The sequence below is a fragment of the Nonomuraea sediminis genome (assembly GCF_018531495.1).
GTDB lineage: Bacteria > Actinomycetota > Actinomycetes > Streptosporangiales > Streptosporangiaceae > Nonomuraea > Nonomuraea sediminis.
This window is the reverse complement of the sequence record NZ_JAHDTI010000009.1, coordinates 494,308-515,755: the sequence shown is the minus strand read 5'-3', so window position 1 is coordinate 515,755 and position 21,448 is coordinate 494,308. Positions and strand designations below refer to the sequence as shown.

Genomic DNA, 21,448 nt, shown 5'->3' with positions numbered 1-21,448 from the left:
CTTGTTATGGGTCGCTCCCGCCCAGGCACACGACACCTTCAAAGCCCTGCTGTTCACCAAGGCGGCCGGGTACGTCCACGATTCCATCCCCGCCGGGATCCAGATGGTCAAGGAACTGGCGACCGACAACCACTTCGCGGTCGAGCAGAGTGACGACCCGGCCGTCTTCAACGACGCCAAGCTCGCCGAGTTCAACGTGATCATCATGCTGAACACCTCCGGCATGGTGTGGACCAGCCAGGAGCAGGAGGACGCGCTGCAGCGCTACGTCCGCTCCGGCAAGGGCGTGGTGGCCATTCACAACGCCCTCGACATGGAGATCGACAACCAGTTCCCCTGGTGGGACGAGCTGATCAACGCCGGCTCGCACATGCCGGGCCACTCGCCCGGCATCTTCCAGGGCACGGCCAAGGTGGCCGACCGGGTGCACCCGTCGACGAAGAACCTGCCGCAGATCTGGCCGCGGGCCGAGGAGTGGTACAACTTCTCGCCCAACAACCGCGGCAAGGTGCACGTGCTGGTCACCGCGGACGAGACCACCTACACCCCCGGCCCGAACGCCATGGGCGACGACCACCCGATCTCCTGGTGCCGCAAGGCCGAGGGCGGCAAGGTGTGGGCCACCGCCATGGGCCACCAGGCCTCCTCCTACAGCGAGCCGTTCTTCCGCGAGCACGTGCGCGGCGGCATCATGTGGGCGGCCGGGGCCGAGGAAGGAGACTGCGGGGCCACGGTCTCCAGCAGCTTCGAGAAGATCACCCTCGACGACAACACCGCCGACCCGATGGAGCTGGACGTCGCCAAGGACGGGCGCGTCTTCTACGTCCAGCGCCAGGGCGCGGTGAAGGTCTACAAGCCCGACACACACAACACGGTCACCGCCGCCCAGCTGAACGTCTACACCGGCGGCGAGGATGGCCTGGTCGGCATGGAGCTGGACCCGGGCTTCGACACCAACCACTGGATCTACCTGTACTGGTCACCGGCGGACAGCACGACGGACGTCAACCGGCTCAGCCGCTTCACGGTCACGGGCGACACGATCGACCTGGCCAGCGAGAAGAAGATCCTCGACGTGCCCGCCTACCGCGACCGCACCTACCCCGAGCCGGGGCACACCGGCGGCGCGGTCGAGTTCGGCCCCGACGGCACGCTCTACCTGAGCACCGGCGACGACACCCCGCCGAACCTGTCGCCCGACTGGCAGGGGTACGCGCCCATCGACTGGCGGCCGGGGCAGTCCATGCTGGACGCCGCCCGCAGCGCGGGCAACACCAACGACCTGCGCGGCAAGATCCTGCGCGTCAAGCCCAAGGCCGACGGCGGCTACGACATCCCCGACGGCAACCTCTTCCCGCCGGGGACGGCCAAGACCCGGCCGGAGATCTTCGCCATGGGCTTCCGCAACCCGTTCCGCTTCACGGTGGATCAGAAGACCGGCTGGGTGTACGCGGCCGACTACGGTCCCGACCGGGGCGGGCCGACCACGGACCGCGGGCCCGAGGGGCTCGTCGAGCTGAACGTCATCAAGAAGGCGGGCAACTACGGCTGGCCGTTCTGCCACGGCGACAACCAGCCGTACGCGCCCTACAACCCGGACACCAAGGTCGTCGGGCCCAAGTTCGACTGCGACCACCCGGTCAACGAGTCGCCCAACAACACCGGCCTGACCGAGCTGCCCCCGATCCAGAAGCCGGTCATCTGGTACGGCTACGGCACCTCGCCCACCTTCCCCGAGCTGCTGTCGGGCGGGTCGGCGCCGATGAGCGGTCCCGTCTACCGCTACAACCCGGACAACCCGTCGCCGACCAAGTTCCCCGCCTACTACGACGGCGTGAACTTCTTCTACGAGTGGGCGCGGCACTACGTCAGGGAGATCCACCTCAACGACGCGGCCGACTCCGCCGTGAAGATCAACTCGTTCCTGCAGGACGGCTCGTTCAAGAAGCCGATGGACATGACCTTCGGCCCGGACGGGTCGATGTACCTGCTCGAGTGGGGCACCGACTTCGGCGGCGGCAACAACGACTCCGGGCTCTACCGGATCGACTACTCCGCCGGGGCCAGGTCGCCGGTGGCCAAGGCGACCGCTGACCACACCGACGGGCCCGCGCCGCTGGCCGTACAGTTCGACGGGTCGGCCAGCTACGACCCCGACGGCGACCCGCTCACCTACGCGTGGGACTTCGACGGAGACGGGACGTTCGACTCCACCGAGGCCAAGCCCTCGCACACCTACGCCAAGGGCAAGTACACCGCCCAGCTCAAGGTGACCGACGCGACGGGCAAGGAGGGCTTCGCCAACATCGAGATCGTCTCGGGCAACTCCCGGCCCGTGGTGACCATCGAGACGCCGGCCAGCGGCACCCCGATCGAGTTCGGCCAGGACGTGCCGTACAAGGTCAAGGTGACCGACCCCGACAACGCCACCATCGACTGCCAGAAGGTGATCGTGAGCCCGGCCCTCGGGCACGACGACCACGAGCACGAGACCACCCAGATCCCCGGCTGCGAAGGCGTGATCAAGACCGGTGACCTGGGCGGCCACCCCGAGGGCGCCAACCTCTACTACGTGATCAACGCCCAGTACGCCGACGGCGGCGACCCGCCGCTGACCGGGTACGCCAAGGCGGTCCTGCAGCCCAAGCGCAAGCAGGCCGAGTACTACACGGCCCAGTCGGGCACCAGGATCGTCGAGGAGCCGGGCGCCGAGAGCGGCAAGCGCATCGGCGACATCAGCAACGGCGACTGGGTGGCCTTCACCCCGATGAACCTCAGCCAGATGGGTTCGGTCTCCTACCGCCTGTCCAGCCCGAGCGGCGGAGGCCTCATCGAACTCCACGCCGACACGCCCACCGGCACCCTGCTGGCCAGCACCCCGGTGCCGAACACCGGCGGCTGGAACACCTACAAGATGACCACGGCCGTGCCGATCAAGCAGGGCGTGGCGAGCAAGACGATCTACATGGTGTTCAAGGCGAGCGGCAACAACTCCTTCGACGTCGACTCCATGCAGGTCAGCGGCGACCCGGCGCCCGGCGACGACCTCAAGGCGGGCACCTACACCGTCACCGCGCAGCACAGCGGCAAGAACATGCAGCCGCTGTCGAACGTCGACGACGCCAAGATCGTCCAGCAGGGCGCGACGGGCGGCGCCGAGCAGCGCTGGCAGGTCATGCCGACCGACGGCGGCGGCTTCCAGCTGAAGAACGAGGCCAGCGGCAAGTGCCTGGACGTGCCGGGCGGCTCGACCACGCTGGAGACCCAGCTGGTGCAGTGGACCTGCCACGGCACGGGTGACCGCGACCTGATCAACCAGCGCTTCTACGCGGCCAAGGCCGGTGACGTCTACCAGGTCACCTCCGCGGCCAGCGGGCTGTGCCTGGACGTCAAGTACGTCTCGCAGGACGACGGCGCCGCCGTCATCCAGTGGACCTGCGTCAACGCGCCCAACCAGCAGTGGAGGTTCACCGCGTCCAACACCGACCACACGCCGCCTGTCACCACCGTGTCCGGGGTGACGCCGGGCTGGCACACCGGACCCGTCGAGGTCTCGTTGAGCGCGACCGACGACGCCAACCAGGTGGCGGTCACCGAGTACCGCCTGGACGGCGGAGCCTGGACCACGTACCTGGCGCCGTTCACCGTCAGCGGCGACGGGGTCAGGAAGCTGGAGTACCGCTCGCGGGACTCGGTGGGCAACACCGAGGAGGCCAAGTCGGCCGAGATCTCCATCGACGCCACGGCTCCGCAGACCACCGCCACCTTCGCGCCGCCGTCCGACACCGGATGGCACGGTTCGGCGGTGCCGGTGACACTGGCGGCCACCGACGCCGCCTCGGGAGTGGAGCGGATCGAGTACGCCCTGGACTCAGGGGACTGGAAGCCCTACACCGATTCGGTCGTCGTGTCCGGAGAAGGAGCGCACGAGCTGAAGTACCGGGCGATCGACAAGGCCGGCGTCCGCGAGCCCGACAAGGCGGCGACTCTGAAGATCGACACGACCAAGCCCACGCTGCTCGTGGCCGGGGCCGCCGACGGCGCGACCTACGGCGACGCGCAGGACCTGCGGATCTCCTGGCAGGCCGTGGACAGCACCTCGGGGGTGAAGTCGTCCAGCGGCGTGATCGACACGGCCACGCTGCTGAACGACACGGTGCTGCCGCTGTTCACGCTGAGTCTGGCCAAGCACACGGTCGCGGTGACGGCGAGCGACAACGCCGGCAACACGACCACCTCGACGGTCGGCTTCACCGTGGTCACGTCCCTGACGGACGTCCAGCGCCTGGTCGACCGGTTCGCCGCGACGAGTTGGCTGTCGCCTGCCGAGCACGGGCAGCTGACCGACAGCCTCGCCGCGGCCGCCAAGGCCGTCAAGAAGGGACAGAAGGCGAAGGCCATACGTGATCTCGAAGCGTTCAAGACCCTGGTCGCCAAGGTGAGCAGGGACGATGTGCGGCAGGTGCTGACCCGCGACGCCGACAAGGTGATCGCGAGCCTGCGCTGACGCGCGACCCGCGCCGCGGCTTGGCTCGCCGGCCGCGGCGCGGGACTCTACTCATAAGCTCTCTCGAACCGTGATCGGGGGCAGGCAGTGACTGACCGGACCATCGGCGTCGGCATGGTGGGATACGCCTTCATGGGGCGTGTCCACTCCCAGGCGTGGCGCACCGTATCCGCCTTCTTCGACCTTCCGCTCCGCCCGGAGATGCGGGTGATCTGCGGCCGGACGAAGGAGGCCACCGAGACCGCTCGGCGCAGGATGGGCTGGGACGAGGCGCTGACCGACTGGCGCGAGCTGATCAGCCGGGACGACATCGACATCGTGGACATCTGCACGCCTGGCGACTCGCACGCCGAGATCGCCATCGCCGCGCTGGCGGCGGGCAAGCACGTCATCTGCGAGAAGCCGCTGGCCAACACGGTGCCGGAGGCTGTTTCCATGGTCGAGGCCGCGCAGGCCTCCCCGGCCAGGAGCATGGTCGCCTTCAACTACCGGCGGGTCCCCGCGGTGGCGCTGGCGAGCCGGCTCGTGGCCGAGGGCAGGCTGGGCACGATCAGGCACGTGCGGGCCCAGTACCTGCAGGACTGGATCGTGGACCCGGAGTATCCGCTGGTGTGGCGGCTGCAGAAGGACAAGGCGGGATCCGGCGCGCTCGGCGACATCGGCGCGCACATCATCGACGCCGCCCAGTTCATCAGCGGCCAGCGGATCGTCGGGGTTTCCGGGCTCACCGAGACGTTCGTCCGCGACCGTCCAGGCGGACGGGTGACCGTGGACGACGCCGCGCTCTTCGTGGCCCGCATGTCGGGCGGCGCGGTCGGGTCGTTCGAGGCCACCCGCTTCGCCACGGGACGCAAGAACGCGCTGCGGATCGAGCTCAACGGCTCGCTGGGCAGCCTGTACTTCGACTTCGAGGCCATGAACGAGCTCTGGGTCTCCTCCGGGGACGAGGGGTTCACCAGGATCCTGGTGACCGAGCCCGACCATCCCTACGTGGGCGCCTGGTGGCCGCCCGGCCACGGCCTCGGCTACGAGCACTCCTTCACCCACGAGATCAAGGACTTCCTGGAGGCGATCGCCCAGGGCACCGATCCGTCGCCGTCGTTCGCCGACGGGCTGCGGGTACAGCAGGTGCTGGCGGCGGTCGAGGAGAGCGCGGCCGAGGGCCGCTACAAGGAGGTCATGTGACTGAGCAACGCGAAGGAACCAATAAACACAGCAGACCTGTCTTGGGGCCGACGAAGGAGGCCCCAAGACCGGTAACGCTGTTCACGGGCCAGTGGGCGGATCTGCCGTTCGAGGAGGTGTGCCGGCTGGCGGCGGACTGGGGCTACGACGGCCTCGAGATCGCCTGCTCGGGTGACCATTTCGACGTCGCCGCGGCCGTGGAGGACCCCTCCTACGTCACGAGGAAACGCGACCTGCTGGAGAAGTACGGGCTCCAGGTCTGGACGATCTCCAACCACCTCGTCGGCCAGGCCATCTGCGACCACCCCATCGACGAGCGGCACAAGGCCATCCTGCCCTCCCGCATCTGGGGCTCGGGAGACCCGGAGTCGGTACGGCAGGCCGCCGCGGAGGACATGAAGAACACCGCCCGAGCCGCGGCCCTGCTGGGCATCGACACGGTGGTCGGCTTCACGGGCTCGTCGATCTGGCACACCGTCGCCATGTTCCCTCCGGTGCCCGCCGCCATGGTCGAGGCCGGATACCGGGACTTCGCCGACAGGTGGAACCCGATCCTGGACGTCTTCGACGAGGTGGGCGTCCGCTTCGCGCACGAGATCCACCCCAGCGAGATCGCCTACGACTACGTCAGCACGGTCAGGACGCTGGAGGCCATCGGCCACCGCCCCGCCTTCGGACTGAACTGGGACCCGAGCCACATGGTCTGGCAGGACCTGGACCCGGTGGCGTTCATCCTGGACTTCGCCGACCGCGTCTACCATGTCGACTGCAAGGACACCCGGGTCCGCGTGGGCGACGGCCGCCGCGGCCGGCTGTCCTCCCACCTGCCGTGGGGCGACCCGCGCCGCGGCTGGGACTTCGTCTCCACCGGCAGGGGGGACGTGCCGTGGGAGGACTGCTTCCGTGCGCTCAACTCGATCGGCTACCAGGGTCCGATCTCGATCGAGTGGGAGGACGCGGGCATGGACCGGCTCCACGGCGCCAAGGAGGCCCTGGCCTACATCAGGAGGCTCAACGCCATCACGCCGCCCGCGGCGGCCTTCGACGCCGCGTTCTCGGCTAGGGATTGAAGCGCGAGTACTCCGGCGCGCTCCAGCGCAGGCGGGTGGCGTGCCGGGTCTCGTGGACGGCCTCGACCTCGAACTCGACGAAGCGCTGTTCCGGGTCCCACACGGTGCGCGCGGTGCCGGTGAGCTGGAGCGTCGAGCCGGTGTCCCAGCCGGGCACCAGCAGGCCCGCCGCCGGGTGCACCGCCAGGTTGCCCAGCGTCAGGAACATCGAGTTGCCGAGATAGTCGGGCCAGCGCAGCCGGGTGGGGGAGACCACCTCCACGAAGCCCGGGTTCCCGCCGCGGTGCGAGGCGTCGGCGTCGCCGCCGGACGTCGCCGTGGCCACGAAGAACGTGTCCGCCAGGCGGATCTGCTCCTGCTGGTCCCCGGTCAGCGCCAGGCCCGTGCTCGCCACGGGCCTGGCCTCCGCCGCGGGTACGGCGGGCGTCCGCAGCTGCAGGTACTTCGGGCAGTTGGAGATCGCCTGGTCGATGTCCACCCGGAACCCCTGGCCCGTGGGCGTCGAGTGCCCGTTGACGCGCATCCTGCGCCGGGTGGCGGGCTCGATGGCGATCATCCCCACCTCGGCGGGGCCCGCGAGCGCCTCGGCCAGCGGATCGTCCGGCAGGGGCAGCGTGTCCACGACCAGAGTCCGCGGGTCGGGCGTGCGCAGGAAACCGGGCGCGCCGGTCACCAGCGAGGCCCACATCCGTCCCGCGCCGTCGGCGGCCCCGACCACGATCATCGGCTGGGCGGCCAGGAAGTCCGAGGCCACCTCGGGCACGGCCTGCCTGATCCCGCGCAGCGCGCTGCCCGCCTGCCGCAGCCGCCCGGCCCGCTCCTGCACCTTCAGCTCGCCCCGGTGGTAGCTCATGGCTAGAAGAAGCCGCAGGTCGGCGCGCCGGGGTTGGGGGCCGTGGCCTCCTCGGCCCCGGACGGCGCGTAGATCTCCAGGCGGATGCCGTCGGGGTCGGTGAAGAAGATCCCGCCCGAGGCCCTGCCCTCGCCGTGCGGCACCACGCCGTCGTAGGTGAACTCGGCGCCCAGCGCCTTGAGCACCCCTTCGGCCTGCCTGACGGCGTCGATCGAGTCCACCTGGAAGGCCAGATGGTGCAGACCCGAACGGTCCTTGGCGAACCCCTCGCCGCTCTGACGCCACAGCGTCACGTGGGGCACCCCGTCGAACCCCAGGAACGTGAACCCGTCGCCCGAGCCCGTCACCTGGAACCCGAAGACCTTCGTATAGAAGCCCACCGACCGATCCAGATCGGTCACGTTCAATCCCACATGCCCAGTCCGCATGGACCTACCTCCTTAACCGGCAAAAATGACGTTACTGGTTAATTCTCACGATGGTCAACCCCCAAAAATGAAATAGCCGGTTAGTCTCATCGGGAGGAGACGGCCACGGCCTGGTGGTAGGTGGCGGGGTCGTGCAGGTGGGTGAGGATGTAGGCGGCCAGGTCCGCGCGGGAGGTGCGGGGGCCGACCGGGGCGCTTGTGCCGACGGAGGCGCGGGTGCGGCCCGTGGCGGGCGCGTCGGTGAGGCCGGTGGGGCGGATCGCGGTCCATGTCAGGCTCGAGGCCGCCAGGAGTGACTCCATGCGTTCCATGTCGGCGTAGGTGTGGCGCATCACCTGGTGGAGGACCCGGCCGGCCAGGCGGGTGAGGAGGCCGGCGCCGTCCGGGGTGGACAGGCCGGCCGAGGAGACGACGACCAGGCGGCCGCCGGCGGGCATGGCCTGGATGAGGGCGGCCGTGACCGCTGAGTAGACCGTGGTGGGGCCGCGGCCCGCGGCCCCGGCGGCCGAGATGACCGCGTCGTGCCCGGGGAGGACCTCGCCGAGCGCGTCCATGGGCGCCCTGGCGAGGTCGGGGGACAGGGCCGACGGGTCGCGCGCGATGGCGGTGACCGTGTGGCCCGCTGTACGGGCGAGGTCGACGAGGAGGCGGCCGGTGCGGCCGGTGGCGCCGACGACGGCGATGCGGTTCATGCCCGGGGCCTGCTCTTCGGCTGGAAACGGAAGGCGATGCCCTCGAGCAGCGCGTTGTGCTTGGTCTTCTGGACCGCGGCGATCCGCCACTCGCCGTCGGCGCCGCGGGCGATCAGGTACGTCGCGACCTTGCCGAGCTTCTTGGGCTTGCCCTTGTGGGTTTCGCCACGCGTCACGGCCACCGCCGTGTCGGAGCCGTAGAAGCGGATGTCGACGATCTCCATCGTCAGTCGCGTGCCCTTCAGGAAGCTGTCGAACATCACCTGGTGGGCCGAGCCGATCTCCTTGCCGCCGTGGTAGATCGTGCCGACGAAGGTCACGTCCGTGGCGTCCTCGGTGAAGCACTCGCCGTAGGCGGTGCCGTCGGCCCGGTTCCAGGCCTCGACGGAGCGGTGGAGCAGGTCGCGGATCTCGTTCTCGCTCATGCCAGTTCCTCTCACTTGGAGCAGCTTCTGTATGAGATAAGTATCTGCATAAGTGCAGAGAATGTCAATCGGGTACGGCATGCCGTACAAAGGGACCCATGATCTGTGTGACGCGAACGTTGACCGACGCGGCGATGGCCCAGGTGAAGGCGCTCGGACACCCGGTGGTGACCGGCGGCGAGGAACCGCCGGACCGTGAGACGCTGCTACGGCTGGCGGCCGGGGCCGAGGCCGTGGTGTGCACGCTGACCGAGCGCATCGACGAGGAGTTCCTCGACGCGGCGGGCCCAGGGCTGAAGGTCGTGGCGAACGTGGCGGTCGGCTACGACAACATCGACGTCGAGGCCGCCACCAGGCGCGGGGTGTGGGTGACGAACACGCCGGGCGTGCTCGACGGCGCGACCGCCGACCTGACGATGGCGTTGATCCTGGCGGCCTCGCGGCGCGTGCTCGAGGGCGACCGGTTGCTGCGCGAGCGCACGCCCTGGGTGTGGGGGCCGCGCATGCTGGTGGGCCTGGACCTGAGCGCGGGCGCCACGCTCGGCGTCGTCGGCTACGGCCGGATCGGGCGGGCGGTGGCCAGGCGGGCCCGCGCCTTCGACATGAAGATCCTCGCCACGCCCACCTCGAGGCCGGACGACAGGGACGAGGTGGAGTTCGCCGAGCTGCCCGAGCTGCTCGAGCGCAGCGACGTGGTCACCCTGCACGTCCCGCTGACCCCGGACACCCGCCACCTCATCGACGCCGGCGCGCTGCGCCGCATGAAGTCCACCGCGGTCCTGGTCAACACCGCCCGCGGCGGCATCGTGGACGAGAGCGCCCTCATCGAGGCGCTGCGCACCGGCGAGATCGCCTCGGCGGGCCTCGACGTCTTCGAGGGGGAGCCGCAGGTCAACCCCGAGCTGCTGGAGCTGGACAACCTGGTGCTGACCCCGCACATCGGCAGCGCCGGCACCGCGACCAGGGAGCGCATGTGCGGCCTGGCCGTCGCCAACGCGGCCGCCGTCCTGTCCGGCGCGGCCCCGCTCACCCCCGTGAAGTGAAGCGGGGATCTTGGGGCGTGCTCGCGGCGCTGTTCGCCACGGCCTGAGCGGTGACGCCGCTGGTCAGCCGTCGGTTGCTCGCAGCCGCGACAGCGACTTCGGGGTGAGGCGGCGGGCCAGGCGCTCCAGCTCGGCCACCAGGTCTGCCACCTCGGCCTCGTCGTCGGTGCCGAGCGCGGCGGCCAGCGCGGAGTCGATCGGCGTGGCACGCACCTCGGTCACCCGTTCGGGGAGCGCCGGGGCGTGCCGGATGAGCTGCCGCCTGCGGTCGCGCGGATCGGGCTCGGTCACGACGGCGCCCACCTCGCGCAGCCGCGCCACGGCGGCCGACACCGCGCTCTGCGGCAGCCCGGTGCGGGTGGCGATCTCGCCGACCGAGGTCACCTCGTGCGCGCGCAGGTCGGCCACGACGATCAGCACCGGCCTGACACCGCCGGTCTCGGTGGGCATGGCCTCCTCGCCGATCTTCATCAGCGTCCGGCCCAGCAGGAACAACTCGATCCCGTCCATGCATCAAGTTTGATGCATCAGGGCGGAGGCCATGCCCATCGCGGCTAGTCCATCAGCACGATCTGGCGCAGCACCTCGCCGCTCTTGAGCGCCGACACCGCGTCGTTGAGGTCGGTCAGCTTGATCCTGGAGCTGATCATGGACTCCAGGTCCAGCTTGCCCGCCTTGTAGAGGTCGGCGAAGTACGGGAAGTCGTGCCGCACGTCGGCCTCGCCGTACAGGCTGGACAGCAGGTTCTTGCCCTCGAAGAGCAGGCTGAAGGCGGAGATCGACACCATGTCGTCCATCGCGCCCGCGCCCACCACGATGACGTCGCCGCCCGCCCTGGTGACCTGCCAGGCGCTCTGGATCGTGGCCGACTTGCCGACCACCTCGAAGCCGTAGTCGAAGCCGTTGCCGCCGGTCAGCTCGTTCAGCGCGCCGGGCACCTCGTCGGGCGTGATCGCGTGCGTGGCGCCGACCTTCTTGGCCAGCTCGTGCTTGGACGTCAGCGGGTCGATCGCCAGGATCGTCCTGGCGCCCGAGACGCGCGCGCCCTGGATGACCGACAGGCCGACGCCGCCGCAGCCGATCACCGCGACCGTCGAGCCCGGGCGGACGCGCGCGGTGTTGATCGCCGCGCCCACGCCGGTCGTGATGCCGCAGCCGATGAGCGCCGCCGCCTCCCACGGCACCTCAGGGTCGATCTTGATCGCGCCCTGCCACGGGACGATGATCTCCTCGGCCCAGGTGCCGCAGCCGGCCATCCCGAAGGCCGTGGTGTCGCCGCCGAAGCGGAAGTTGCCCTTGGTGAAGGACTCGATCACGTACTTCATGCACAGGTACGGCTGGCCGCCCAGGCACAGGTTGCACTCCTGGCAGGACGGGCGCCAGCTGATCACCACGTGGTCGCCGGGCGAGACCGACGTGACGTGGTCGCCCACCTCGACCACCTCGCCCGCACCCTCGTGGCCGGGGATCAGCGGCACGGGTTGCGGCAGCACGCCGGTCATGGCCGACAGGTCCGAGTGGCAGACGCCGGTCGCCCTGATCCGGACCCGCACCTCGGCGGGGCCGACGGGGGTCAGGGTGACGTCGTCGCGGATCTCGAGCTTGTCGTCGCCAACGGCATGCAGAACTGCGGCGCGCATGGGGGGTTCCTCCTCGGCTATTCCTCTTCGAGCGAGAGGGCGGCTTTCGGGCAGGAGCGGACGGCGTGCCGTACCTTGTCCAGCAGCTCCGGCGGCACGTCGGGCTGCAGGATGTGCAGGTTGTCGTCGTCGTCCACTTCGAAAACCTCGGGTACGAGTCCCATGCAGACGGCATTGGCCTCGCAGACGAGATAGTCAACTTTGATCTTCATGTGAGCCTCCTGTGGTCCCATGAGACCACCTTGGTGGGCTCGACGACGTAAGCGACCCGCTTCCTTCCGGTCTGCTCCACGTAGGGCCGCAGGAGCTCGTCGTCCACCCCCGGCGTCATCCTGCGCGCGATCCCCAGCCCGATGGCCAGCACGCGGTCACGGTCCTCGACCAGCTCCGCCTTGCCGTACACCAGGACGCCGCGCAGCTCAGCGTAGTCGTCGCCCGCCTCGACCAGGCAGCTCACACGCGGGTCGCGCTCGAGGTTGCGCGTCTTCTGCGCCTTGCCATAGGTCCAGAAGGCGATCCGCCCCTCGTCCAGGCCGTAGAACATGGTCACCAGGTGCGGGGTGCCGTCGGGGTTGATCGTGGCCAGCTGCAGCTTCTTCGCCTCCTCCAGGAAGGCGGTGACGTCGTCGTCGGACATCGCGATGCGAGCGCGCTGATTCACGCTGCCAGTAGAACAGGTTCCAGATTCCGGTTTCAAGAGCTGGACGGAATGTTGTTCGGTTCTACTAGGGTGCTGCCCTATGACGATGCCGCCTGAGCTGCTTTACGCAGCCGAGCACGCCAAGGGTTTCATGCCGACGGAGGAGGGGCTGGCGCTCTTCGAGACTGCGCTGCGGTACGGCGGGCGGGGTCCGATCTGCGAGATCGGCACCTACTGCGGCAAGTCCGCGATCTACCTCGGCGCGGCCGCCCGGCAGGCGGGCACGGTGGTGGTCACCGTCGACCACCACCGCGGCTCGGAGGAGATCCAGCCCGGCTGGGCCCACCACGACCCGACGCTGGTCGACCCGCGCTTCGGCAAGATGGACTCGCTGCCCGCCTTCCGCGCCACGATCGCCGCGGCCGGGCTCGAGGACGAGGTCATCGCGATCGTCGGCCGCTCGGAGCGGGTCGCCGCGCTGTGGAACACGCCGCTGTCGATGCTGTTCATCGACGGCGGGCACTCAGAGGAGCCCGTGACCCGCGACTACGAGGGCTGGTCCCCGCACGTCATGCCCGGCGGCGCGCTGGCCTTCCACGACATCTACCCCGACCCCGCCGACGGCGGCCAGGCCCCCTACCGCGTCTACCTGCGCGCCCTGGAGTCGGGCGTGTTCAAGGAGGTGCTCGTGGAAGGCTCGCTGCGGGTGCTCGAGCGGATCTAGCGGTTGCGCCTGGCCCAGGCCCGCCTGACGCCGGCGTGCCAGGTCTGGTAGTCCTCGTGGGTGTGCGGGTCGTGCCCGAGCGCGATCAGCGCCGCGTCCGCCCACGACGCCGCCTCCTCCGGTACGGCTCCCGCCAGCACGTCGGCCGCCTCAGCGGTGTGCTCCGGCACCGGGCCCGCCTGCGCCCTGGCCGTGACCGCGAACGCGCAGCCCTGCGCCAGGTGGCCGCGGAAACCGTCGGCTCCTGCGTGCGCGGCCAGCCGCTGGAGCTCCTCGAGGTCGGCGCCGCCCGTGTAGGCCGCGGCGAACCCGGCCCCGCTCCACAGATCGCCCCTGCGGCCCACCGGGTAGCCGGCGATCCTGGCCGCCACCTCGTCGGGCTGGGCGCAGTCGTGGTACCACAGCAGGCGCCCCAGGCCCTGGTCGAAGATGGCGCAGTGGCTGCGGGTGAGCAGGTCGGGCATGCTCCGCTCGCCCACCATCCTGTCGGCCCGCGTCAGCCCCTGCTGGAAGCCGAACCCGTCCACGACGAGCCAGCGCAGCAGCGGATGCGCGCGCCGCAGGCCCCGCATCGGGTGCAGCCGCAGCAGCGCGTAACCCCGGCCGGCTCCCAGGTAGACCGAGTGCCGGTGATGTTTGGCGGGGCCGGCTAGTAGCTCGTGAAGGCGCCGGCCCCTGGTCAGTGTGAGCAGATCGAGAACGGTGCACGCGGCTCCAGCGCCCTCGTAGGCGAAGCCTCGCCGTGCCTGCTCGATCAGCTCGATCTTGTCGGTTTCGCGCGCCAGCGTGGCGTTGAAGCCGAAAATGTATGACTCCTCGGCGCTTTCGAGGATCCGGCGGGAGTGTCCCTCCCTGAGCCGGAACCTGCGCCTGCTGAGGTCCGCCTCGCGCGGATCCTTCGTCAGGAACCTCCGCAGGCCACGGGATGGGGCCACTGTCGGCTCGATCCCGACCTGTTCAAGGAATGCTGTTGTGCCCGTGTCGCCCACGCTTCCCCCGAAGACGCCTCGTACGGCCACTCCCGACGCTAGTAACCCCAATGCCCGCCCTCAGGGAGCCGCTCCGGCCTTGATCGGCAAACACTCGGCAAAACCCCTTGCGCCCGACCGCCGGGTTCCGAGTTTCCTGGTGTCGGGGTTCCTTGCGTCGTAGCGGCGCTCAGCCCCGCATCACCGGAGGAGCGTCTCCCTGGACAGGGGCCCGCCGGAGTGCGGCGGGTGGCGGTGGGGCGGCCTGCCGTACGGCCGCCAAAAGGTGGTCAGGCGCGTGCGGGGGTGCAGCCGCACTGGTCGGGGTTGGCGGGGGAGACGGACCCCGCGGAGATGTCCCGAAATATGCCTGCACCGCCTGAGAACCCGTAGAACGCGTCGGCGGCGAGGATGGCGGCGGCGGCCGTGTAGCCCGAGCGTTCGTGGGGGAAGTGCTTGCGGTTGGCGAACTGCCAGCCCGTCCAGTAGGAGCCGTCCTCGTGGCGCAGGTGCTGCACGTCGGTGAACAGCCTCAGCGCGCGGGCGCGGTCGCCGAGCGCGTCGAGCGCGAGGGCCAGTTCGCAGGTCTCCGCGCCCGTGACCCAGGGCTGGTCGGAGACGCAGCGGATGCCCAGGCCCGGCACCACGAACGTGGCCCAGTCGCGGTTCAGCAGCTCGAAGGCGTCGGGGCCGCGCACGGCGCCGCCGAGCACCGGGTAGTACCAGTCCATCGAGTAGCGGCTCTTGTCGGCGAAGGCCTCGGGGTGGGCGGCCAGCGCGTGGGCCAGCCGGTCGGCCGCCAGTTCCCAGTGCGGCTGCGGGTCGCCGAGGTGGTCGGCGAGCAGGACGCCGCTGCGCAGGCCCTGGTGGATGGACGAGCAGCCGGTGAGCAGGGCGTATCCGGCGGCCCGGCCCTGGGCGTCGCGCTCCCAGACGATCTCGCCGCGCTCGGCCTGCAGGCCGACGACGTAGTCGAGGGCGCGCTTGACCATCGCCCAGTCTTCGATGACCCCCGTGACCAGGTAGCGGTGCCAGACGCCCACCGCGATGTAGGCGGCGTGGTTGGACTCGCCGCCGCGCTCGACGGGGGTTCCGTCGACGATCTTCATCGCCCACGAGCCGTCCTCGCGCTGGTTCCTGGCCAGCCACTCGTAGCCCTTGTCCACGGGCAGGCCCGCGACCGTCATGGCCATCAGGCACTCGATGTGGTTCCACGCGTCGACATGGCCCTCGGGCCAGGGGATACCCCCGTCGTCCTGCTGGATGGCCGCGATGCTCATGGCCGTCTGGACGACGTCCTCGCGCGACCTCATGGCTTCCTGACGTACAGCACGACGCTCTTGCCGATCAGCGGGTTCAGCAGCGCCTCGGCGACCCTGGTGGCCGCGGGGCGCTTCATGATGTCCCAGACCAGCAGCTCGTGGTAGGCCTTCGCGATCGGGTGGTCGTCGTTGTTCACGCCGACCGCGCACTTGATCCACCAGTACGGCGCGTGCAGCCCGTGCGCGTGGTGGTGGGGGCCGATCTCGAACCCGGTGGACTTCAGCTTCGCGCTCAGCTCCGCCAGGGTGTAGATCCGGACATGTCCCCCGGGGGCCGTGTGGTAGTCCTCGTCCAGCGCCCAGCAGATCCGCTCCGGCAGGAAGCTCGGCACGGTGATCGCGGCGGTGCCGCCGGGCTTGAGCACCCGGAAGATCTCCCGCATCGCGGCCATGTCGTCGGGGATGTGCTCGAGCACCTCGGCCGCGATGACCCGGTCGAAGCTCGCGTCCTCGAAGGGCATGTCGAGCGCCGTGCCCTGGACCGTCTCGCCGGTGGCGCCGATCGGCACCTCGCCGGCCTTGTCCATGGCCACGAACATGGCGGCCACGTTGTCCAGCTCCGCCTGGTCCATGTCGAACGCGACCACGTCCGAACCCCTGCGCAGCACTTCGAAGGCGTGCCTTCCGCCTCCGCACCCCAGGTCGAGCACCCGTACTCCAGGCCCGACGGGCAGCCGGGCGAAGTCCACGGTCAGCACTTGCCGTACTCCTCAATGGCCTCTCGATAGGCCTCGACGGTCCGCTTTGCAACCACGTGCCAGGTGAAGCGCTCCATGACCCGGTCGTATCCGGCCTTGCCGACCCGCTCCCGCTCCTCGGGCGAGTCGTGCAGCCTGCGCAGCACGGCCGCCAGCTCCTCCGGGTCGCCGGGCGCGACCTGGACGGCGGCGTCCCCGACCACCTCGGGCAGCGCGCCGGTACGGCTGGCCACCAGCGGAGTGCCGCAGGCCATGTGCTCGACGGCGGGCAGCGAGAAGCCCTCGTACAGGGACGGCACCACCGAGATCTCGGACGTGGCGATGAGCTCGCCCAGCTCGTCGTCGGAGATCCCGTGCACGAAGCGCACCTTGTCCTGGAGGCTGAGCTCCTGGACGAGCTGCTCCGTCGGGCCGCCCGGGGTGGGCTTGCTGACCACGGTGAGGTTGACGTCGCGCTCGGTGGCCAGCTTGGCGACCGCTCTGAGGAGCGTGGCGACGCCCTTCATGGGGGAGTCGGCACTCGCGACCGCCACGATGGAGCCCTTTTTCCGCGGTTTCTCGGGGCGGGGGTGGAAGTACCGGGTGTCGACGCCCAGGGGGATCAGGCGCATGTTGGCCTGCGGGACGTTGAAGTCGCGGTGGATGTCGGCCAGCGACGACTCGCTGACGGTCAGGATCGGGCTCAGCTGCGGGGCGACCTTGGCCTGCATCTTCACGAAGCCGTACCAGCGGCGCAGGCTCAGCCGCTTGGCGCCCTCGGCGGCCTCCAGCTCGATGCGGCGGTCGACGCTGATCGGGTGGTGGATGGTGCCGACCACGGGGAACAGCTTCTTGATGCCGAGCAGGCCGTAGCCGAGGGTCTGGTTGTCCTGGACGACGTCGAAGTCGCCCCTGCGCTTCTTCAGCTCGCGGAAGGCCCTGAGCGTGAACGTCAGCGGCTCGGGGAACCCGGCGGTCCACATCGTGCCGACCTCGAGCCAGTCGATCCAGTCGCGGTACTCGTGCAGCTTCGGGGTCCTGAACGGGTCCTCGTCGCGGTAGAGGTCCAGGCTCGGCACCTTGTTGAGGATGACGCCCTCGTCGAGTTCGGGGTAGGGCTGGCCGGAGAACACCTCGACGTGGTGTCCGAGTGCGACCAGTTCCCTGCTCAGGTGCCGGAGGTAGACGCCCTGCCCTCCACAGGTCGGCTTGCTGCGGTAGGACAGCAGCGCGATCCGCAGCGAGTCGCTCACGGACACCCCTTTCTCCGCCGGTAGGCACCCTGAGACGGGCGTGTACCGTGAAAGATGACCTTAGTCGGAAAAGGCTACCATCCGGTAGGTCATCTGGAATTGTTCCTACCTACCGCTACAGGGCATGCGAACTGCGACGTTGGCTTGACCGAGCGGGATTCGGTAGAACACGTTCTACGTATCCTGGTGCTTACCAGGGGACATGGCGGTACATTCCCGTCCCAACGGACGCGGTTGCAATAGTTGGAGGACCCGTTGGCCAGGCGCGCGCTGATCACCGGTATCACCGGCCAGGACGGTTCCTACCTGGCGGAGCACTTGCTCTCAGAGGGGTACGAGGTGTGGGGGCTGGCCCGCGGCCAGGCCAACCCGCGCGTGTCGCGGATGCGGAAGCTGCTGTCCGACGTCCAGGTGGTGCGCGGAGACCTGCTCGACCAGGGGTCGCTGATCTCGGCGGTGGAGCGGGTCCAGCCCGACGAGGTGTACAACCTGGGGGCCATCTCGTTCGTGCCCATGTCGTGGGAGCAGGCCGAGCTCACGGCCGAGGTGACCGGGATGGGCGTGCTGCGGATGCTCGAGGCGATCCGGGTGTGTTCCGGGGTGTCGCGGGGGGTTTCCTCGGCTGTCGGAAACATCCGCTTCTACCAGGCTTCGTCGTCCGAGATGTTCGGCCAGGTCACGGAGACGCCGCAGAACGAGTCCACCGGGTTCCACCCTCGCTCGCCGTACGGCGTGGCCAAGGCGTACGGGCACTTCCTCACGCAGAACTACCGCGAGTCGTACGGGATGTTCGCGGTCTCGGGGATCCTGTTCAACCACGAGTCGCCCCGGCGCGGCGCGGAGTTCGTCACCCGCAAGGTCACGCTCGGGGTGGCCCGCATCAAGCTCGGCCTGGCCACCGAGCTGCGCCTGGGCAACCTGGAGGCGCGCCGCGACTGGGGCTTCGCCGGCGACTACGTCCGCGCCATGCACCTCATGCTGCGGGCCTCGAAACCCGAGGACTACGTGATCGGGACGGGCCGCATGAAATCGGTCCGCGAGCTCGTCCAGGCGGCCTTCACCGCGGCGGGGCTGGACTGGGAGCAGTACGTGATCGTCGACCAGGCGCTGCACCGGCCGGCGGAGGTCGACCTGCTCTGCGCGGACCCGAAGAAGGCCAGGGTGCAGCTGGGCTGGGAGCCGACGGTGTCGTTCGACGATCTCATCGCCATGATGGTCGAGTCGGACCTGCGCCTGCTGACCGACGGCGGCGACCCCGACCAGGACAGCTCCTGGCCCTGATCCGGCCTGTGGATATCGGCCGGGTATCCACAGAATCGGGTTCTGGCGGCCTGCCGTACGGGGGCGCGAGAGATCCTCGGGCGCGTGACCTCCACCCTTCTGGAGCGCGCCCGGCGCGTCACCAGGGCCGTGCCGCCGGCCGTGGCGTGCCGCAGGACCGCCGCCCACGTCTGGGGCCTGCGCGCCCTGCCCTGCGACACCCCCGAGGACGACTGGCCCGTGGAGGTCGTGGCGCCCGCCTGCCTGGCCAGACCCGACTGTGTGACCCACCTCGGCCACCTGCCCGACCGCGACGTCACCCACCACAGAGGCGTCCGCGTCACCACGCCCGGCCGCACGGCCCTCGACTGCGCCCGCTGGCTGCCGAAGCTCGACGCGGTCGCCGCGCTCGACCAGTTCCTGCGCCGCGGCGTCGACCTCGACGAGCTGCTGCGGCAGGCCACCGGCTTGGGTCACCTGCGCGACACCCTCCGCCTGGCCGACCCGGGCGCCGCCTCGCCCAGGGAGAGCTGGCTGCGCGTCATCCTCGTCGACGGCGGCCTCCCGCGCCCGGCGACCCAGATCCGCGTCTCTCTCACCGGCGGCAGGGTTGCCTACCTCGACCTGGGCTGGGAGCGATACAGGCTGGCGGTCGAGTACGACGGCCGCGCCCACCACACCTCGGCCACCGACCGTGGCCGCGACGAGTTCCGCCGCCAGGAGCTGCGCTGCCACGGCTGGCGGGTCATCGCGGTGGGCCGCGACGTCGTCCCCGCCCACGCGTCCCGCCTGCTGGAGACGGTCGCCAACGCGCTCATCGAGTGCGGCTGGCGGCCCACGTCCCAGGAAACCGTCCGCATCCTCCGCCGGATCCGCGCCACCCGCCGCCGTCCGGGCTCGTCATGGCTGCCGAGCTAGGAGGCGCCGGCGCGAAGGACCGGGAGGACCTCCTGCGCGAGGAGGGCCGCCTGCTCCCGGGGGTCGGGTCCGGCGGGCATGAAGTTCATCGAGGTGAAGCCGAGCGCCTGCAGTTCCAGCAGCCGCTCGGCCACCTCGGCGGCCGACCCCGCCACTGTGTGGGGGTCGGCCTGCTCGGCGCCGACCCGGAACGCGACGTTGTACACGCAGGCGACGTCCTCGGCGGACCGCCCGGCCTCGGCGGCCGCCTCGAGGATGCGCGCCCGCATGGCCACCGCCTCGGCGGGCGGTGCGAACCCGAGCGACGGGATCCAGCCGTCCGCGAGCCGGCCCGTGGCGGCGAGGGCGCGCTTGCCGTACGTCCCCAGCCAGATCGGGATCGGCGTGTCCGGCTTGGGCGACATCTCGGCCTCCTCGGTGCCGTACCTCGGCCCCTTGTAGGTGAAGGAGTCCTCCGACCACAGCCCGCGGATGATGTGGATCGCGTCGACCATCCCGTCGACCTTCTCGCGCGCCGTCGGCACCCCCAGCCCGAACCCGCGGAACTCCTCGTCGGAGTAGCCCCCGCCCAGCCCGAGAATGAGCCGCCCGCCCGACAGCCGGTGCAGCGACTCGGCCATCTTGGCCACCATCGCCGGCGACCGGTACGGCACGCCCAGCACCCGCGTCGCCAATCGGATCCGCGAGGTGGCCGCCGCCACCCACGTCAACATCGTCCACACCTCGTACGTCGGCGAGGCGCCGGAGGGGTGGTCGGAGCACGACACGAAGTCGAACCCCAGCTCCTCGGCCTCCCGAGCGTCCCGCACCGGATCGGCCCCCGCCTGCGCGGATGGCGAAATCCCGAGCCCGAACATCGCACTCACCTCTCCCTGGTCCGATTAAGTGGTTTACATGTAACCCAAAACTTGGTTACACGTCAACGACTAGGGTGGAGAGCATGGACGGCGAGGCGAGATGGCTGGACGACGAGCAGCAGCGGGCCTGGATCGGATACCGGCGGATGCGCCTGCTGCTGGAAGCGCAGATCACGCGGGACCTGGCTCATGACTCGGGCCTGTCAGCTCCCGACTACGACGTGCTGTCGGCGCTGTCGTCCACGGAGGGGCGTCGATGGCGGCTGACCAGCCTCGCGCAGCGCATGCTCTGGTCCAAGAGCCGCCTGTCACGGCACATCAGCCGGATGGAGCAGCGTGGCCTGGTCACCCGCGAGGAATGCGAGACCGACGGCCGCGGAGCGGTGGTGGTCCTGACGGAGGCCGGACTGCGCGCCATCGAGGCCGCCGCTCCGGATCACGTCGAGTCGGTGCGCCGCCACTTCATCGACCTGCTCACCCCGGAGCAACTCCAGGTCCTGGCCACGATCTCGGAGACGGTCCTGGACCGCCTGGTGGAACACAGCCCGGAGATCCGGGCGGCCCAGTCCGGTCCCTAGGGGTGCAGGGAGAGGCCTTTGAGGGTCTTGTCGAGGGCGTTCTTGGGGCCGTGGACGGCCAGGCCGGCCAGGCGCAGGTCCGCGGACTCCACGGCCTGGACGGTTTCCCGGTTGGCCATGTCGTGCCCGGTCTTGAACATCTCGTCGATGTAGACCGCCACGTCCAGGCCGCGCGACTTGGCCTTTTCCCTGATCTGGGCGAGCTCGTCGTAGGAGGCGCCGTAGACCAGGACCGGCTGGCGGAACATCGACAGGTACTCGACGCCGGAGCCGTCCAGGTAGGGCGCGCCGATCGTCTCGGGGTGGGAGCCGGCCACGGCACTGGCCAGGAACGCCGTGACGTTGAGCTTCTGCCAGACCGCGAGGTCGGAACGCACCACAATGGCGATCTTCGTATCGAAACGCATG

The 21,448-nt window shown here is 70.0% G+C and carries 22 protein-coding genes; 8 read left to right on the top strand and 14 right to left on the bottom strand.

All coding sequences use genetic code 11. From position 1 onward, the window contains the following. Position 1: 1 nt before the first annotated feature. From KIK09_RS34055 to KIK09_RS34045, 3 genes are all read left to right on the top strand, one after another. Complete coding sequence (locus KIK09_RS34055; protein WP_214323494.1) at positions 2-4,507, top strand: ThuA domain-containing protein; 4,506 nt, start codon at positions 2-4, stop codon at positions 4,505-4,507. Between the two features lie 87 nt (positions 4,508-4,594). After that, complete coding sequence (locus KIK09_RS34050) at positions 4,595-5,692, top strand: Gfo/Idh/MocA family protein (protein WP_214323493.1); 1,098 nt, start codon at positions 4,595-4,597, stop codon at positions 5,690-5,692. A gap of 41 nt (positions 5,693-5,733) precedes the next feature. Next, a complete protein-coding gene (locus KIK09_RS34045; RefSeq protein WP_214323492.1) occupies positions 5,734-6,762 on the top strand; it encodes a sugar phosphate isomerase/epimerase family protein in 1,029 nt (342 codons plus the stop codon). Here the strand turns inward: KIK09_RS34045 and KIK09_RS34040 are convergent. From KIK09_RS34040 to KIK09_RS34025, 4 genes are all read right to left on the bottom strand, one after another. Continuing rightward, complete coding sequence (locus KIK09_RS34040) at positions 6,752-7,615, bottom strand: pyridoxamine 5'-phosphate oxidase family protein (protein ID WP_214323491.1); 864 nt, start codon at positions 7,613-7,615, stop codon at positions 6,752-6,754. The genes KIK09_RS34045 and KIK09_RS34040 overlap by 11 nt on opposite strands. Before the next feature lie 2 nt (positions 7,616-7,617). Continuing rightward, positions 7,618-8,043 (bottom strand): VOC family protein, encoded by a 426-nt coding sequence (locus tag KIK09_RS34035; protein ID WP_214323490.1) that lies wholly within the window; start codon positions 8,041-8,043, stop codon positions 7,618-7,620. A gap of 86 nt (positions 8,044-8,129) precedes the next feature. Further along, the gene (locus KIK09_RS34030; protein ID WP_214323489.1) at positions 8,130-8,735 is read right to left on the bottom strand and encodes an NAD(P)-dependent oxidoreductase; all 606 of its coding nucleotides are present in this window, start codon (positions 8,733-8,735) and stop codon (positions 8,130-8,132) included. After that, positions 8,732-9,160, bottom strand: a complete 429-nt coding sequence (locus tag KIK09_RS34025) for an SgcJ/EcaC family oxidoreductase (protein ID WP_214323488.1) — start codon at positions 9,158-9,160, stop codon at positions 8,732-8,734. The genes KIK09_RS34030 and KIK09_RS34025 overlap by 4 nt, the downstream gene beginning before the upstream one ends. Positions 9,161-9,267: 107 nt before the next feature. Between KIK09_RS34025 and KIK09_RS34020 the strand changes: the two genes are divergently transcribed. Beyond that, the gene (locus KIK09_RS34020) at positions 9,268-10,203 is read left to right on the top strand and encodes a 2-hydroxyacid dehydrogenase (protein WP_214323487.1); all 936 of its coding nucleotides are present in this window, start codon (positions 9,268-9,270) and stop codon (positions 10,201-10,203) included. 63 nt (positions 10,204-10,266) lie between these two features. On the opposite strand, the gene KIK09_RS34015 is transcribed toward KIK09_RS34020, so the two are convergent. From KIK09_RS34015 to KIK09_RS34000, 4 genes are read right to left on the bottom strand one after another with little or no spacing between them, the layout of a single operon-like run. Beyond that, entirely contained in the window at positions 10,267-10,713 is a 447-nt protein-coding gene (locus KIK09_RS34015) for a MarR family winged helix-turn-helix transcriptional regulator (protein ID WP_214323486.1), read from the bottom strand. A gap of 44 nt (positions 10,714-10,757) precedes the next feature. After that, positions 10,758-11,843: a Zn-dependent alcohol dehydrogenase gene (locus tag KIK09_RS34010; RefSeq protein ID WP_214323485.1), complete on the bottom strand. Its 1,086-nt coding sequence runs from the start codon at positions 11,841-11,843 to the stop codon at positions 10,758-10,760. A gap of 17 nt (positions 11,844-11,860) precedes the next feature. Further along, the gene (locus KIK09_RS34005) at positions 11,861-12,055 is read right to left on the bottom strand and encodes a ferredoxin (protein ID WP_214323484.1); all 195 of its coding nucleotides are present in this window, start codon (positions 12,053-12,055) and stop codon (positions 11,861-11,863) included. Further along, the gene (locus tag KIK09_RS34000; protein WP_214323483.1) at positions 12,052-12,504 is read right to left on the bottom strand and encodes a pyridoxamine 5'-phosphate oxidase family protein; all 453 of its coding nucleotides are present in this window, start codon (positions 12,502-12,504) and stop codon (positions 12,052-12,054) included. Before KIK09_RS34000 ends, KIK09_RS34005 begins: the two co-directional genes overlap by 4 nt. An 85-nt stretch (positions 12,505-12,589) precedes the next feature. On the opposite strand from KIK09_RS34000, the gene KIK09_RS33995 reads away from it, so the two are divergent. Then, a complete protein-coding gene (locus tag KIK09_RS33995) occupies positions 12,590-13,207 on the top strand; it encodes a class I SAM-dependent methyltransferase (protein WP_214323635.1) in 618 nt (205 codons plus the stop codon). Here the strand turns inward: KIK09_RS33995 and KIK09_RS33990 are convergent. The 4 genes from KIK09_RS33990 to KIK09_RS33975 form a co-directional block, all read right to left on the bottom strand. Continuing rightward, complete coding sequence (locus KIK09_RS33990) at positions 13,204-14,142, bottom strand: DUF1702 family protein (protein WP_214323482.1); 939 nt, start codon at positions 14,140-14,142, stop codon at positions 13,204-13,206. The genes KIK09_RS33995 and KIK09_RS33990 overlap by 4 nt on opposite strands. 323 nt (positions 14,143-14,465) lie before the next feature. Then, positions 14,466-15,488, bottom strand: a complete 1,023-nt coding sequence (locus KIK09_RS33985) for a prenyltransferase (RefSeq protein ID WP_214323481.1) — start codon at positions 15,486-15,488, stop codon at positions 14,466-14,468. Continuing rightward, the gene (locus KIK09_RS33980; protein WP_214323480.1) at positions 15,485-16,195 is read right to left on the bottom strand and encodes a class I SAM-dependent methyltransferase; all 711 of its coding nucleotides are present in this window, start codon (positions 16,193-16,195) and stop codon (positions 15,485-15,487) included. Before KIK09_RS33980 ends, KIK09_RS33985 begins: the two co-directional genes overlap by 4 nt. After that, the gene (locus tag KIK09_RS33975) at positions 16,189-17,433 is read right to left on the bottom strand and encodes a glycosyltransferase family 4 protein (protein ID WP_214323479.1); all 1,245 of its coding nucleotides are present in this window, start codon (positions 17,431-17,433) and stop codon (positions 16,189-16,191) included. Before KIK09_RS33975 ends, KIK09_RS33980 begins: the two co-directional genes overlap by 7 nt. Before the next feature lie 249 nt (positions 17,434-17,682). Between KIK09_RS33975 and KIK09_RS33970 the strand changes: the two genes are divergently transcribed. Together KIK09_RS33970 and KIK09_RS33965 are read left to right on the top strand one after the other, a co-directional pair. Beyond that, positions 17,683-18,708: a GDP-mannose 4,6-dehydratase gene (locus tag KIK09_RS33970; protein WP_214323634.1), complete on the top strand. Its 1,026-nt coding sequence runs from the start codon at positions 17,683-17,685 to the stop codon at positions 18,706-18,708. An 84-nt stretch (positions 18,709-18,792) separates the two neighbouring features. Further along, positions 18,793-19,605, top strand: coding sequence for a type IV toxin-antitoxin system AbiEi family antitoxin (locus KIK09_RS33965; RefSeq protein ID WP_214323478.1), 813 nt, complete (start codon positions 18,793-18,795; stop codon positions 19,603-19,605). On the opposite strand, the gene KIK09_RS33960 is transcribed toward KIK09_RS33965, so the two are convergent. Continuing rightward, positions 19,602-20,462 carry an LLM class flavin-dependent oxidoreductase gene (locus tag KIK09_RS33960; protein ID WP_250574247.1) on the bottom strand — a complete coding sequence of 287 codons (861 nt, stop codon included), beginning with the start codon at positions 20,460-20,462 and terminating at the stop codon, positions 19,602-19,604. The genes KIK09_RS33965 and KIK09_RS33960 overlap by 4 nt on opposite strands. Before the next feature lie 83 nt (positions 20,463-20,545). Here KIK09_RS33960 and KIK09_RS33955 point away from each other — a divergent pair, with 83 nt between their 5' ends. Next, positions 20,546-21,040, top strand: a complete 495-nt coding sequence (locus KIK09_RS33955) for a MarR family winged helix-turn-helix transcriptional regulator (RefSeq protein ID WP_214323476.1) — start codon at positions 20,546-20,548, stop codon at positions 21,038-21,040. Here the strand turns inward: KIK09_RS33955 and KIK09_RS33950 are convergent. After that, positions 21,037-21,447 (bottom strand): DUF2000 domain-containing protein, encoded by a 411-nt coding sequence (locus KIK09_RS33950; RefSeq protein ID WP_214323475.1) that lies wholly within the window; start codon positions 21,445-21,447, stop codon positions 21,037-21,039. The genes KIK09_RS33955 and KIK09_RS33950 overlap by 4 nt on opposite strands. Between the last annotated feature and the right edge of the window lies 1 nt (position 21,448).

What these genes read in the sequence shown, in the direction of transcription:
- KIK09_RS34010 (WP_214323485.1), bottom strand. Translation starts at nt 11,843, where the DNA reads ATGCGCGCCGCAGTTCTGCATGCCGTTGGCGACGACAAGCTCGAGATC.
- KIK09_RS34015 (WP_214323486.1), bottom strand. Translation starts at nt 10,713, where the DNA reads ATGGACGGGATCGAGTTGTTCCTGCTGGGCCGGACGCTGATGAAGATC.
- KIK09_RS33995 (WP_214323635.1), top strand. Translation starts at nt 12,590, where the DNA reads ATGCCGCCTGAGCTGCTTTACGCAGCCGAGCACGCCAAGGGTTTCATG.
- KIK09_RS34025 (WP_214323488.1), bottom strand. Translation starts at nt 9,160, where the DNA reads ATGAGCGAGAACGAGATCCGCGACCTGCTCCACCGCTCCGTCGAGGCC.
- KIK09_RS34005 (WP_214323484.1), bottom strand. Translation starts at nt 12,055, where the DNA reads ATGAAGATCAAAGTTGACTATCTCGTCTGCGAGGCCAATGCCGTCTGC.
- KIK09_RS33950 (WP_214323475.1), bottom strand. Translation starts at nt 21,447, where the DNA reads ATGCGTTTCGATACGAAGATCGCCATTGTGGTGCGTTCCGACCTCGCG.
- KIK09_RS33955 (WP_214323476.1), top strand. Translation starts at nt 20,546, where the DNA reads ATGGACGGCGAGGCGAGATGGCTGGACGACGAGCAGCAGCGGGCCTGG.
- KIK09_RS34035 (WP_214323490.1), bottom strand. Translation starts at nt 8,043, where the DNA reads ATGCGGACTGGGCATGTGGGATTGAACGTGACCGATCTGGATCGGTCG.
- KIK09_RS33985 (WP_214323481.1), bottom strand. Translation starts at nt 15,488, where the DNA reads ATGAGGTCGCGCGAGGACGTCGTCCAGACGGCCATGAGCATCGCGGCC.
- KIK09_RS33960 (WP_250574247.1), bottom strand. Translation starts at nt 20,462, where the DNA reads ATGTTCGGGCTCGGGATTTCGCCATCCGCGCAGGCGGGGGCCGATCCG.
- KIK09_RS34040 (WP_214323491.1), bottom strand. Translation starts at nt 7,615, where the DNA reads ATGAGCTACCACCGGGGCGAGCTGAAGGTGCAGGAGCGGGCCGGGCGG.
- KIK09_RS34030 (WP_214323489.1), bottom strand. Translation starts at nt 8,735, where the DNA reads ATGAACCGCATCGCCGTCGTCGGCGCCACCGGCCGCACCGGCCGCCTC.